Here is a 13,735-nt window from a genome sequence, read left to right as displayed (position 1 = left end):
AGCATGTTAAAACGCATTAACGTCAGCGAATGTCGTCGGTTAGAAAAGTTTTGGTTGATCAGCTAGCTGACACGGCCCACTTCAACATGCCATCAAGTACTGGACAAAGCTTTTGTCCCCAATCCGTCAGGCGGTAGTCCACTCGAGGTGGCTTTTCGTCGTAGACGGTACGTATCACCAGCCCATCCTGCTCCAGCCCCCGCAGTTGTTGAGCCAGCATTTTTTGAGATATGCCACTGACCATGCGCTCGAGATCTGAAAAGCGTTGAACCTTGCCATCGAAGAGATGAAACAAAATGACCAGTTTCCATCTGCCGCGCAGTAGTGCAAGTACGGCATTGACATCTTCGGCCGCTGAATCAGGCGTGTAGATTTTGTTGTGGCTCATTGGTACTCACTTACTTTTTCGTGCGTTCTTGTCGAGTTTGGCTGAGGCGCTGATCATGAGTGGCACTTGTCCATCAGGAGAATAACTCGATGAGTATTACTCGGCACCCAGCCATTGAAGCCTATTTTACAAGTGAGACCGGCACCGACGTCGGCACCTTGAAGACAGTATTTACGCAGGATGCGATTGTCCTGGATGAGGGAAAAACCATCGTGGGCATTGATGCCATCACCGCATGGAGAGCGGCTGCAAAAGCGAAGTACCAATACACGGCCGACCCCGTGAGCAGTCAGGAGGATGAGGCAAAGTCAGAGATCAGCGTGCGGCTCTCCGGTAATTTTCCCGGCAGCCCAGCGGTAGTGACGTACACCTTCAGTGTTCATGATGGAAAGATAAATACCCTGGAGATTGGTTGATGACTGCCGGCAATGGGTTGAAAGGTTGTCGCGCTCTTGTGACCGGAGGCACACAGGGGATAGGGAAGGCTGTCGTTCAAACGTTGCAGGAGCAGGGCGCCGACGTTCTTGCGACTTCGAGGCACCGTCCGGAATGGCTTTCAGACGTACATTTTTTCGCAGCGGACTTAACCACGCTGCACGGTTGCCAAGCCGTCGTCGGTGAAGTGCAACGCAGATGGAGCAGCATCGATATCGTCATACATGTCTTGGGTGGCTCTTCGGCCCCAGGCGGCGGGTTCCAGGCTTTGACGGAGGAACATTGGAGCGCAGCGTTCGACCTGAATTTCTACCCCTCGGTTCGAATAGACCGTGTGTTGGCACCCCTCATGGTCGCGCAACGCTCCGGGGTGATCGTTCATGTCACGTCGATCCAAAGCCAGTTACCGCTGTGTGAGGCAACCACAGCGTACGCGGCCGCAAAATCGGCGCTTTCAAATTACAGCAAGGCGCTATCCAAAGAGCTCAGTCCGCAGGGCGTACGGGTAGTGCGGGTGTCTCCAGGATGGGTAGAAACGGAGGCTGCTATTGGTTTGGTCAAGCGAATTGCGCAGTCAGGCGGGATTGACGAAGAGGCAGCCAGGCAGTCTGTTATGGACTCCCTGGGCGGGATTCCCCTCGGTCGTCCCAACCAACCGCAGGAGGTCGCTGACCTTATCAGCTTTTTAGTTTCAACCAAGGCAAGCGCCCTAACAGGTGTCGAATACGTAATCGATGGCGGGACAATTCCTACTGTCTGAGCATTGCGACTTTGAGTGCCGTGCCAGTGGGACTATCGGCATCACTGGCATGCACTCAACTCAAGTCAACTGAACTCGGATGGTCCTGATCTGAATTAAAGACGTGGGGGAGTTGTAAAGTTGCCAACGATCGTCTGCTTTGGCCGATTGCTACTTGTCTTGCGGATCTCTCCGAGGGTAAACGTGCGGCGCGTCGATCCGGTCCTTGAGCTTGGCAGCATAATCCTGAGCACTTTTTTCATCCTGAAACTGCACTCGTCTGGTACCAAAACGTACGGACCAAGGCGCATGGCTTTGACTGGGTAGATACTCGATCCGCACGGACATGATCATGTCTCCAGAGTGTGACCCAAGGGTTAAAAATGGATTTCAGCGGTCTTGAGACCCAAGTCTCGAAGCTCGGCGATCAAGTCATCCAAATGCCCGAAAGACTCGACCTCCTCGTTGTCGTCCACCAGGAAATAACTTCTCCCAGCGTCCTTCTTGAAAAACACAATCCACTCCTTGGGGTTGGTCGGATTTGCGATCACATGGGTGTCGAAGGTCACGCCTTCGGCATGTTTGGTTTTCACAGCTTGACGATTCATGTCTGTCACCACGCTACGCGCGTTCTCAAAATTTCTCTATTGGCAGTGCATGCCCGCTCAGCTCCCTCTGAGCTTCCACTATAGGCATCTCCAGCCGCACGAGGCAGTGGAACTAGGGGATTTTAATTATCACTGCATGTTAATATTATGCACATGCATCCACTGAGGAGCTAGCCATGATTGCGATAGGTGAGGCATGGAAGGCGGGGTTGTTGGGACGAGGACACTGGCTTCGCAACATGGTGTCTGGCGTGATCGTCGGGGTCGTGGCACTCCCGCTGGCCATGGCGTTTGCCATTGCATCCGGCGTCAAACCTGAGCAAGGCATCTACACCGCCATCATCGGTGGCCTGCTGGTTTCGCTCTTTGGCGGAAGCCGCTTGCAGATTGCCGGGCCGACAGGTGCGTTCATCGTGATTCTGGCGGGCGTCACAGCCGAGCATGGTGTTGACGGCCTGCAAATCGCCACGATGATGGCGGGGGTCATGTTGTTGTTGCTGGGGATGGCCCGGCTCGGTGCAATCATCAAGTTTATCCCTGACCCGGTGATCGTCGGATTCACTGCGGGCATCGGCGTGATCATCTGGGTCGGGCAGTGGAAAGACTTTTTCGGATTACCGAAGGTCGGGGGAGAGCACTTCCATGAAAAGCTCTGGCATCTACTCCAGGCCCTGCCGGATCTTCATATGGCCACGACCCTGCTGGCGGTACTTAGCCTTTTCCTGGTCATCACCGCGTCCAGAATTCCCGGTCTCAAACGAGTGCCTGGCCCACTAATCGCCATGGCGGTCGCGACAGCGATACAGTCCACCTTTCATTTCGAGGGGGTCGCCACGATTGGCAGTGCGTTTGGTGGCATACCTCAAGGTTTGCCAGCGTTGAGCCTGCCTGAAATCACGCTGTCGCGTGTTATCGATCTGATTGGTCCGGCGTTCACTATCGCCATGCTTGGGGCAATCGAATCGCTGTTGTCCGCGATGGTGGCCGATGGCATGGCAGGTACCAAGCACGACTCCAATCAGGAACTGATCGGTCAGGGGGTGGCCAACCTGGTCACGCCATTGTTCGGCGGCTTCGCCGCTACCGGGGCCATTGCCCGTACGGCAACCAATATCCGTAACGGCGGCACAAGCCCGCTGGCCGGCATTACGCACGCAGTCACCCTGGTACTTATTATTCTGCTTCTGGCACCTCTGGCCTCAAACATCCCACTGTGCGCACTGGCCGCGATACTTTTTGTGGTCGCGTACAACATGAGCGAGCTAAAACACTTCAAGCGCATGGTCCAGCGAGCCCCGCGCGCAGACGTATCGATCCTGCTAATCACCTTCGGCCTCACCGTGTTCAGTGATTTGGTGATCGCCGTGAATATTGGCGTCATTCTGGCGATGCTGCACTTCATGCGCCGCATGGCCTCATCCGTGGAGGTGCAACAGGTCGTCGAGCACGAGCTTGAAGAAGAGCTGAAAGCTAATGGCCATGCTCAACTGCCGCCTGGGGTATTGATCTATACGATTGAGGGGCCGCTGTTCTTTGGGGCGGCCGAGACGTTCGAGCGTGTCTTGGCACAGACCCATACCGACCCACGCCTGCTGATTATCCGTTTGAAGCGCGTACCGTTCATGGATATCACGGGATTACAGGTGCTGGAGGAGGTCATTCAGCAGCTGCACAAGCGGCAAATCGTGGTGAAACTCTGCGAAGCGAACACAAAGGTGCTCGGCAAACTCGATAGGGTGGGGATCCTGCAAGAAATCGGCGCGGAGCATTACCACACCGACTTCAACACCGCGCTGGCTAAAGCGGTCAGTCTCGCAGAGGAGACATCGACTCTCTAGAGGCTAACTGCCCGTGTTGGGTTATGACTTGGTGCTGGTGGCATGCTTGCTTTTGGTCGAATAGCTGGCACCGTGGGTGTCCAGGTAGTCACGAATCAGCTGACGTACCACCTGCGAAGGCGTCAAATCCTGTGCTGCACAGAGCTCCTCGAACGCTTTTTTCTTGATGGGATCAATGAGCACAGTGAGGCGCGCAGTCTTGCTTTCCATGGGGTATTCAATCACTCAATCGCTAGATGTTAATCAAATTGTAATTGCCTTGTCCGGTGCTGTCACTGTTACGACCGGGGGTCGTTCGGCAGGTCGATTGTGATCAGTCATGTGCGACCGGTAAAGACTTCAGAGCTATCCTGAGTCTTTAAGCTGAGCACTGTAGTGATCTTGTGTGCAGGGGCAGGCAGAGCAGCGTTTTTTGACATCAAAATCCAGTATTGGATGTTGCGCTCACCCTCTAGTGAAGAGGGCTCTTTTGGTGCTCCACGAGGCCTTTAAGGATAAAGCCCGGTGGCCGTATGGAAAGTAGCAGCAATGAATGCAAAAGTCGGATTGACGAGTGATGCAGAGGCGGAAGACTTTTTCATACAAACACTGGAGCAGGCGATCGATGCCGTTGTGATCATTGATGATCACAATAGGGTGGTGTTTTTCAATGCCGCTGCCGAAGCGTTTTGGGGCTGCTCTCGGATTGAGGTGCTCGGTCGAAATGTCCACGCCTTGGTGCCTCACATCCTGCGCGCCCATCATGATGGCTATATCAGCGCTAACCGGGAGACCGGGATCAACAAAATTGTGGGCGTCAGTCGGGATGTCCGAATTGTGCGTGAGGACGGGGAGGAGCGCTGGGGCTCGATGTCGATCTCGAAAATCGCCCTTCATGACCGAATCCTGTACGCGGCCTTTCTCAAAGATATAACGCAATTACGCTTGAACGACATCGAACGCCGGTTGCTATCGATGTCGGTCAATGTCACCAGCTCGGCCACCTGCATCGTCGACGCGAACTCATGCCTTATCTATGTCAACGATGGGCTCATTCGGCTGCTGGGTTATTCCCGTGAGGAAATGATCGGGAAGTCGCCACTGATGTTCTTTGTCTCCGATGCTCCTGCGAAAGCGCCTGCGGAACCAGGGCTGGAAGGTATTCTCTGTGGTCAGCCTCATGATGTCAGCGCTCTCATCAGCAAGCGCAACGGTCAACGACTTTGGGTGCACGTCTCATCAACGCCCGTGTTCGACGCGCAAGGGTTGCTCGAAAATGTCGTGATCGTGCTGACCGACATAACCCAGTCAAAACTGCATGAGGTCCTACAGGAAAGGGTCATTGGGGCACTGCTGAAAGAGGAACCTCTAGAGAGCGTGCTAACCATGATGTGCCACGAGATTGAGCGCATCGCCCCCGAAGTCATTGTCTCGATCCTGAGCGTGGACGAGGAGGGGATCTTGCACCCGTTGGCCAGTCCAGGCTTGCCCACCGATTACTCCAGGGCCATTGAGGGATTATCCATCGGCCCGGTGGCGGGTTCCTGCGGCACGGCCGCCTATCGGGGCGAGCCGGTTCTGGTAACGGACATCAACAATGACCCGCTGTGGGCCGAGTACAAATGGCTGGCGAAACAGTCAGGCTTACGGGCTTGTTGGTCTATTCCTGTGCGCAACGGCTCAGGACGGATTGCGGCGACCTTTGCGCTCTACTTTAGGGAAAGCCGCGGCCCTGACCCCTTGCACGCTCACTTGGTGACGGCGGGAACGCACTTGTGCATGTTGGCACTTGAACGAGAGGAGGCACGTCAATCCATTCGAAGAATGGCCTTCTATGATGCGTTGACCGGCTTGCCCAATCGAAATTTCCTGCTTTCCCAGGCACAGCAGTGCGTTCTCGAAATGGCCCGGGAGGTCGCAGAGCTTGCCGTCCTGTTTATCGATCTGGACCGATTCAAACAAGTCAACGATGCCTTGGGGCACGCGTCGGGAGACGAGTTGCTGCGAGTCATGGCACAACGGTTACGCAGCGTGCTTCGAGAGTCTGATTTTGTTGGGCGTTTATCCGGTGATGAGTTCGTGCTGGTATTGCCGCGGATGAATGCAACACAGGTCACGATTTTTCTTGAGCGACTGATGATGATCCTGAAGGCTCCGATGGCAATAGCAGGCACTTCCGTCGTCGTTTCAGCCAGCATTGGTATCAGCCTGTTCCCAGGGGATGGTCAAGACATGGAGAGTCTGCTGCATTGCGCTGACATTGCCATGTACCAGGCCAAACGGGCCGAGCGCGGTACCTTCAGCTTCTTTCTTGAAGAAATGAACAGACTCGCTCAAGGGCGATTGATGCTGGAAACAGAACTGCGCAAAGCGCTGACTGACAGTGGTCTGGAACTGCATTATCAGCCACAAGTCGACCTGAACAGCGGGCGCCTGGTCGGTGTTGAGGCACTGGCGCGTTGGGCACACCCAACACTCGGTGCTATCTCGCCAATGCAATTCATTCCGCTTGCTGAGGAGTGCGGGTTGATCAATGACCTGAGTCAATGGGTGTTGCGGGAGGCCTGTGAGCAGCTTGCCGAGTGGCAGCAGCACGGCTTAGAGGTTCCATCCATGTCGATCAATCTCTCACCCATCAATTTTCACAACCTGAACTTGGCGACGCTGATTGCTCAACAACTGCAACGTTGCGGCTTGCAACCCGCCAACCTATGCGTGGAAGTGACCGAGGGTGTGTTGCTGAGCGACAGTCTAGGGGCCGAGCAAGCCATCCGGGATTTGCACGCTTTAGGGGTACGACTGGCCATTGATGACTTTGGCACAGGCTATTCCAGCCTCGGGTATTTGCGGCACCTGCCAATCAGCGAGCTGAAACTGGATAAGAGTTTTGTCGACGATCTGGATCACGATACGTCCTGCCGCGCTTTAAGCGAATCCGTCATTGCGATAGGCAGAGGGCTTTCCTTGCACGTAGTGGCTGAAGGTATAGAACACGCTACTCAGTGTGAGATTCTCAAAGCCCAAGGCTACAAGGTTGGGCAAGGTAACTATTTTTCAGCACCGCTGTCTTGCCGCGACTTTGAACAATGGTTCACTGCCTACAACCTCGATTGAGCGCGGTTTTCAGATTCAAATGACCAGTCGCTTTTATGGTGTGAGGTCCAAGGCGTCCGGATCATGATGGCGGATATCAGAAATCTGCGGCTTATAATTCATTAGAAACTTTCGCAGGGTGACGTTGTAGGTATCGAACCCAGGCCAATAATTATCCCAGTAATCATAGTTAAGCGTGACCGCATCTTCACGCTCAAGATCATTAAGGTCTTGCCACACAACTTCAAAACGTTCTTTCCAGTTTTTTGCAACCAAAAGCTGCTCGGCAGACTTCGTGTCCATTTTTGCATATTTGATCAGCGCATCGAACGCAAAGCTTTCATTCAAGAGGTTGTCTGGGTGTGTTTTGTTGTGAACGGTGTCGACAATATCCAATATCCAACCGATTGTTTGAAATCGGCACTTGCGTGCCGATCGAGACTCTTCGCTTAGTCCGTGGATTTCAACCCACGCAAGCTCTTGCCCTTCTCTGTATTCAATGTGAATGATGTAGCCAGCCATTATCGTTATTCCTGTTTTTATTTTTATAATTCAATCTAACATGCAGTTTTTTGGCTCGCAATTATTTTTGAGTTGACATTTTTATGTTTGCAGCTATATAGCGAGGAGGAGGGCACTTAGAACGCAGTAATAGTACGGCTTCTATGATGGCGAGTTAGGGAACGTCCAGCAGCTTATTGTTTCAAGAGCCTTGGCCGGTGGACAGCAAACAACTTCTATGCGTGTTTGACTACGTCGAAGTGATTGCCATCGCTGGCGAATTTAACAGAGCCCCGCAACCTGGAGGACCTCATACCCATCCTTCGGATTAAGGCAGATGTCGCCGGAGCTCAACCGCGATCGCGCATACCGATGCGTTTGACCGAATACCCACGCGCTTGATCGTGGGAATGATAGTACGTGTCCTGCGTGGTACTCAGGTTGCTGTGCCGTAGATCGACCTGGAGGTCTTTGGCGTCACGTAGCGGCGCATCGAACGTCGCCGAGGTGTGGCGCAACCAATGAGCAGACGCCACCAACAAACTGTCCATTTCATGCTTCTCACGCCCCTCACCGCGCATTCTTTCCAGCGCCTTGTCGAAGACGATTTGGAGGAGGGCGCGAACCTGCCGATCCGATAGGCCCGATCGGCCTCTGAGGGTCGAGATCAGCGGCGTGGACTCGTTGCGTTCAGGCAGATCACTCAGTCCTAGAAATTTGCGGTAGCGCTTGAGGTAACTTTCGATGTACTCGTCGCGCACAGCGATCTTGCCGGCTTTATTGCCTTTTCCCACTGCGTGGTACCACCAGAAACCCTCAGCGTCTTGGCGGAAGTCGCCCATGGTGGGCTTCCAGTTCTTCCGGCCCACCACATCGGAGACGCGCAGGTACATCGCAAAAAGCGTTGCGAGGATGAAGAGGGTACGTTCAAAACGAACGGGATCATCCTCCGCCAGCTTTTCGGCGGTTTCCAATACGTAATCCCATTGAAGGGGCGTCAAGACCCGCCCCGAAGTCACGTCGAGCGTGTCGTCGGTAAAGCGGTTCGATTTTTTCAGCATTCTGAATGGATTGGCGGCCGCGGCGCCATCCTCGATCAGAAATTCATAAAACCGACTGCACACCGTAAACACCTGTTTGAGGCTGCTTTCAGTGGTCGTATAAACCGGGTTCGTCGAGCTCGGCACTGAAGTCGTTCCTACCGCCTTCGTCGTTTTTGAATTGAACGGGAACCACTTTGGATTCGGAATCAGGGCATCCGCCTCGGTGACAGGCGCCTCATCGTTAGGAACGAAGCGGCTGCGCGTCACAGGGCCCACCCAGTCCTGGGAAGGATTGCGACAAAAATCCAAGTAATCCTGGGCATCCTGACGTTTCAACAGGTGCAGCGGCTTCTTCTTAACCAGGAGCGTCCACAGCAACAGACGTTCGGCCTGAGTGCGGTATGAACTGAAGGTCTGGGCATTGTCGGAAAATGCCCGTAGGAAGCTGCGCACCGCCATATAGCCACGGCCGGCCTCCAGCTCCTCGGGAAATGAATCTAAAAAATCTTTGACGCAGTTAAGTGCTGGCACGCTGAAACTGAAGTCTTGATCAATAAAGGCCTCGTAGGTTTCAAAAATGGGTTTTGGCGCGCTGAGCATTCGAACCACCGGACACTTTAAACGTTGAAAAGAAACTTCCAGTTATGGGAGTAATCGGAAGTTACATAGATGCGCTTCACTACTACTCTTTTTTTTCATAACGGATTGACATTGCCGGATAGTAGTCGCTGCTTTGCACTTGCGCAACTACCACTCAGTCAAAACTTATTTGAGTTGCAATGCTTGACAAGTAACACCCTGACGATTTAGTTCGCGGGCGAGGAATCTTTGAATTCCGTTTCTTTTTAGATGCACTCCGATTCGCAGAATATCCGCTGGCCCTACGCTTAATCACCCACGCGCTAATTACCCTAATATTGATACCTCATATGGTTAATTATTTTTTAATACGAAACCCTTCAACCTAACGAGCGTATTTAAAATTAAATACGCAGGCCAGAGCCGTCTCGCGTATCAGCTCCCTGAGGAATACCGACCGCTAACACCAGCCGCCAACCAGGCACCGTTGCTTTATTCAAATATTGGTAGCGGAAAAGTGTTTGCACGTTGATCGTTCGAAACGATTGTTGCGCATGTCCTTAGAATGATCGCCTTAAAAGCTCCCTGTGTCGGGAACGTCCGTTCATTGGTTAAAACCGCGGAGACCTGCAGATTCCGTGGCCTGCACGGCATCTTTGTTCCAACAGAGGTCCAGGGAATGTCCGCTCATTACGTCAAAACGGCACGCCGGGAATGTCCGCTGAAATGGTCAAATCGCGCTAACCTTATGTTTTATAGAGCTTTTAACGACGTCATTCCAAATACGATCGTGAGCCAACATTATCGGTCGGGAAAGTCCGCCGATTTCGTTAAACGCAAAGGGGCGCTGGGAAGTCCGCTGATTAAAGCCAAAAAAGCCTAGGCGCCCGATTTTATTGGCCTGCAGGGCACGTTGCTCAAAATCCGGCCCGGGAATGTCCGCTGATTAAGGCAAATCTGGGCGCGTTCCGACGTAACTTCAAGGTGAGACCCATTCTGACGCGATCGCTGGCTGGTAGCATTTGCCATCGTTCTACGGTGAGGTCGAACGGTTGATCTGCGGGGCTTCCAGGAGGTTCGGTACCAGCATGCCATCGGCGGGAAACCAGTCATTAGCCGGAAGCAGTGCCGGGAATGTCCGCTCATTTCGTCACAGAGAAGCAACACCGGGAAAGTCCGCTCAATACGTTAAAAAGCCCATTAACCACTGATTTCATTGAGTTTTATCCAGCGGGAACGCCAGAGACAATGTTGAATGAGTCCGCTCATTGACGAAAACTCGGGGAAGCTGTTCCCGGAATCCCGCAGGGAAAAAGCTATGGATATCAGTAGGTTATAAACCGTAGCAAGGACCAGGGTGTCCGCTGATATCGTTAAAAAAGTGATGAGCCGCCTGGATCGTGGCAAACGTATATCCCGCCGAATCAATAGGTTAAGAGGTTAAAGAGGCCGTTTCCGGTGATTTCGCGATTGGAGCATTGCCAGAGAGTACAGGCAGAGCATCTGTAAAAAGTTCCGCTCTGACACATCATTTAACATAATATACATTACACGTAACATTATGTTTCAGGATTGGCCCCGTTTCATACGGCTTTGCACACAGCAGCTCTCGGAAGTAATCCCTTTTCATTACGAGAACAAAATTCCTTGCATAGGCGTTTTGTCGCCTAGAAAAGAATTTACCTCTACCTGCACATCTCAGATTCTATCTGATGAGTTTTATGGTCGGTACGGTCACCCGATGGCTTGCACTGATGATCCACGACCTTTCGTTAGTAATTGAAATGTTTTGGGGAACGCTGCTGGTTCGCCTCAAGTGCGGCACTGTACGAGATCTGCAGCTTTCAGCATGGCGAAGGATTTGATTGGGGACCAGCTTGTTCGTTCACGGTATCACCGACATTGCAGCGTCCACCTACTAGCACGACGCTGTGTGAAATCTGCTGCGTTCAGCATGGAGTTGGTGCACGGATTTTAAACGCTGCCATAGGTTTGACCGGCTTACACCTTTTAGTTGATGTCCTTAGAGCTTTTGCAGTCACCCAGTACCCTGGAGGTTTGCCATAAATTGGTCCAACGAAAGACATCTTAAAATGCTCATTCGACATCGCTGTTAACCACAATTTTGACTTGTTAACCATGATGATTAACAAGTCAAAATTGTGGTTAACAGATGCTGCTAGGCTTCGGGAACCACTCCCAAAGAGCTACCGCCATGCCTGATCGCCACGGCGGATGCCCTGGCATTGCTCCTGGGCAACCAGTACGCCCTAGGTGCAGACCTATGGATAACTACACACCTTTGCGTAGCTACAGAAATCTCCCCTGCGTGATAACAATATGGGAAAGTCCCGATTAAACATAACGAATGTTGTGTTTAATCTGAGTGACTGCTAGCATCCAAATCGCCAAGTGGCATTTTCGAGGAGAAAGCTCTCATGCAACCCTCTGTGCGAAAGGCGTTCCTGGAAGACGGGGCCGTCCTGATCAAAGGTTTTCTGAACAAAGATCAATTGGCCAAGTGCCGGGCAGCCTACGACTGGGCTGTCGAGAATCATGGCCCTCATGCGACCCGAATGTTCGACGGAACTGAGCAACAATCGCACGTCGACAATGCGAATCCGGTCGCCAAGGCCCGTCTCGAAGAACTGGTGACCTCCCTGCCCTTTGGCGAGCTGTTTGCACAGCTCTGGGGCTCGGAGAATGTGTGGTATTTCGCCGAAGAAGTATTTCTCAAGGCCGGTGGGCGCGGATCTCGCACGCTTTGGCATCAGGACACGTCTTACCTGCCGTGGGCGGGAAACCACTGGGCCAATGCCTGGATCAGTTTTGAATCGGTCCCGAAGAAAAACGCTTTGGAGATCGTCCGAGGCTCACACATAGGGCCGCGTTACGACGGCACCACGTTTCGCGACCCAAATGATCCGACGCAACCTCTGCATGGCGGCGATGCCTTGCCGCGTCTGCCTGACATTGAGGCTCTGCGTCAGAACAATCCCAACGCGTTCGACATCATTTCGTGGGCCACCGAGCCCGGCGATATCGTCCTGCTGCATCCTGGTTCGCTACACGGCGGTGCGCCGGTGGATGAAGCCTTCCCGGATCGCCATACCTTCGTTTTCCGCTTTTTTGGAGACGACGCAACCTTTCGACCTCTGCCAGAGCACAGCGCCGCCGGTTACCCGCAACAGGGCGTGCTGTTCAGTGAGGAGCTGTCGACCCTGAAAGCCGGAGATCCTTTCCGTCACCCAACGTTCCGCCAATTAATATAAGAGGAGCAACGCCATGAGTACTCAAGACCTGCAGCGTCAATCCATCAACCCTGGTCACACCCAGGCCATCTACGACACCTTCCATTTTTCCCAGGCGACGCGTGTCGGGAACATGATCTGGGTGTCCGGCCAGGTCGGTATCGACGCGTCCATGGTTCCTGCCGAAGGTATCCAGGCACAATCCCATCTGGCGTTTCAGTCATTGAGAACCATCCTTGAGGCCGCAGGCGCAAGCCTGGCCGATGTGGTCGAGTTGATGACCTTCCACACGGATCTTCAGGGTGAAGTTCATGCCTTTGGGCAGGTAAAGGACGAGTACTTCCCCGAGCGCTATCCAGCGTGGACCGCTGTCGGTATTTCACAACTTGCACTTCCCGGATTGCGAGTGGAAGTACGAGCCGTTGCTGTGATTAATAGCGGTCGAATCTGAAGGATTGCATGTTCTCGACATGCCAAGCCAAAATGGCGTTCGCAGCCGCTGTCGGCTCAACGCCTTCAACCAACGGAATCACTTTCTCTCATGCATGATGCCCAAGCGCCTTCCACGGATCGTCAGCAACCCATTGACAGTGATTCCGCACACGCCCCACGCCGAGGACGCCCGGTAGGCAATCGCCTGGAAAAACGCGGAGAACTGTTGACCGCTGCCATCGAGGTGATTGCTCAGGAGGGTTATGCCGGGACTTCTCTGCGCAAAGTCGCCAGTCATGCTGGCTGCACGACTGGCGCCGTGACCTACTACTTCGCCAACAAGGAAGAGATGATCACTGCGGCCGCGCAGAGTCTGTTCGACGAGTTCGACAATCTGCTGGAGTCCGATCAAGAAAAAGTCGACGTCAGGGCAATGATCGAGCAGTGGTTGAACCTGACTCAAGCCAACGACTCAGCCCGCTGGCTTGCCTTGTTTCAAATGCTCGCCCACGCCCGGCACGAGCCAGTGTTTGCCGATGTGATCCAGAAACGTTACTCGCGATTCCGAGAGGATCTCGCGACCATTCTGGCCAAGGGGCAAACCCAAGGCATCATCCGCAAGGACATTCCTGCCGATCTACTCGCTGACCAGCTCAGCGCACTGAGTGACGGCTGGATGATGATGCTGCCGATCGAGCCGGAACGATTTGAACCCAAACGCAGCAAGGCGTTGATGGATGCCGTCATCACGCTGATCAGCCCCTCTCGATAAATCCCCCTACCCTGTCTTCATACCATCAACAAGGTTCGCTTCATTCGGGGAGCGAACCCAGCATATCTGCATCTTCC

Annotated in this window: 12 protein-coding genes; 7 read left to right on the top strand and 5 right to left on the bottom strand. The window is 53.4% G+C overall.

What is annotated here, in order from left to right; all coding sequences use genetic code 11:
• Window positions 1-58 precede the first annotated feature (58 nt).
• The gene (locus JUI81_RS00780) at window positions 59-388 is read right to left on the bottom strand and encodes a helix-turn-helix domain-containing protein (RefSeq protein WP_204123388.1); all 330 of its coding nucleotides are present in this window, start codon (window positions 386-388) and stop codon (window positions 59-61) included.
• An 89-nt stretch (window positions 389-477) separates the two neighbouring features.
• On the opposite strand from JUI81_RS00780, the gene JUI81_RS00775 reads away from it, so the two are divergent.
• Both JUI81_RS00775 and JUI81_RS00770 read left to right on the top strand, forming a co-directional pair.
• Window positions 478-804, top strand: coding sequence for a nuclear transport factor 2 family protein (locus JUI81_RS00775; protein ID WP_204123387.1), 327 nt, complete (start codon window positions 478-480; stop codon window positions 802-804).
• Entirely contained in the window at window positions 804-1,583 is a 780-nt protein-coding gene (locus JUI81_RS00770) for an SDR family oxidoreductase (RefSeq protein WP_204123386.1), read from the top strand. Before JUI81_RS00775 ends, JUI81_RS00770 begins: the two co-directional genes overlap by 1 nt.
• Before the next feature lie 356 nt (window positions 1,584-1,939).
• On the opposite strand, the gene JUI81_RS00765 is transcribed toward JUI81_RS00770, so the two are convergent.
• On the bottom strand, window positions 1,940-2,170 hold the full coding sequence (locus JUI81_RS00765) for a hypothetical protein (protein ID WP_204123385.1): 231 nt from the start codon (window positions 2,168-2,170) through the stop codon (window positions 1,940-1,942).
• A gap of 176 nt (window positions 2,171-2,346) precedes the next feature.
• On the opposite strand from JUI81_RS00765, the gene JUI81_RS00760 reads away from it, so the two are divergent.
• Window positions 2,347-4,008 (top strand): SulP family inorganic anion transporter, encoded by a 1,662-nt coding sequence (locus JUI81_RS00760; protein ID WP_204123384.1) that lies wholly within the window; start codon window positions 2,347-2,349, stop codon window positions 4,006-4,008.
• A gap of 21 nt (window positions 4,009-4,029) precedes the next feature.
• Here the strand turns inward: JUI81_RS00760 and JUI81_RS00755 are convergent, their stop codons facing one another.
• The gene (locus JUI81_RS00755) at window positions 4,030-4,218 is read right to left on the bottom strand and encodes a ribbon-helix-helix protein, CopG family (RefSeq protein WP_204123383.1); all 189 of its coding nucleotides are present in this window, start codon (window positions 4,216-4,218) and stop codon (window positions 4,030-4,032) included.
• A gap of 318 nt (window positions 4,219-4,536) precedes the next feature.
• Here JUI81_RS00755 and JUI81_RS00750 point away from each other — a divergent pair, with 318 nt between their 5' ends.
• Entirely contained in the window at window positions 4,537-7,101 is a 2,565-nt protein-coding gene (locus JUI81_RS00750) for an EAL domain-containing protein (protein WP_204123382.1), read from the top strand.
• Window positions 7,102-7,134: 33 nt separating this feature from the next.
• Here JUI81_RS00750 and JUI81_RS00745 read toward each other — a convergent pair whose 3' ends face one another.
• On the bottom strand, window positions 7,135-7,602 hold the full coding sequence (locus JUI81_RS00745; RefSeq protein WP_204123381.1) for a hypothetical protein: 468 nt from the start codon (window positions 7,600-7,602) through the stop codon (window positions 7,135-7,137).
• Between the two features lie 329 nt (window positions 7,603-7,931).
• Complete coding sequence (locus JUI81_RS00740; protein WP_204123380.1) at window positions 7,932-9,224, bottom strand: site-specific integrase; 1,293 nt, start codon at window positions 9,222-9,224, stop codon at window positions 7,932-7,934.
• Between the two features lie 2,417 nt (window positions 9,225-11,641).
• Here JUI81_RS00740 and JUI81_RS00735 point away from each other — a divergent pair.
• The 3 genes from JUI81_RS00735 to JUI81_RS00725 all read left to right on the top strand — a co-directional run bounded on the left by JUI81_RS00735 (window position 11,642) and on the right by JUI81_RS00725 (window position 13,658).
• Window positions 11,642-12,475 (top strand): phytanoyl-CoA dioxygenase family protein, encoded by an 834-nt coding sequence (locus JUI81_RS00735; protein WP_019578923.1) that lies wholly within the window; start codon window positions 11,642-11,644, stop codon window positions 12,473-12,475.
• A gap of 13 nt (window positions 12,476-12,488) precedes the next feature.
• Entirely contained in the window at window positions 12,489-12,905 is a 417-nt protein-coding gene (locus tag JUI81_RS00730) for a RidA family protein (RefSeq protein WP_019578922.1), read from the top strand.
• Window positions 12,906-12,995: 90 nt separating this feature from the next.
• The gene (locus tag JUI81_RS00725; RefSeq protein ID WP_019578921.1) at window positions 12,996-13,658 is read left to right on the top strand and encodes a TetR/AcrR family transcriptional regulator; all 663 of its coding nucleotides are present in this window, start codon (window positions 12,996-12,998) and stop codon (window positions 13,656-13,658) included.
• Window positions 13,659-13,735 lie beyond the last annotated feature (77 nt).

Source organism: Pseudomonas sp. 008 (genome assembly GCF_016861935.1).
GTDB lineage: Bacteria > Pseudomonadota > Gammaproteobacteria > Pseudomonadales > Pseudomonadaceae > Aquipseudomonas.
Note: the sequence above shows the minus strand (reverse complement) of the source record. Positions and strands in the feature narration are given on the sequence as shown.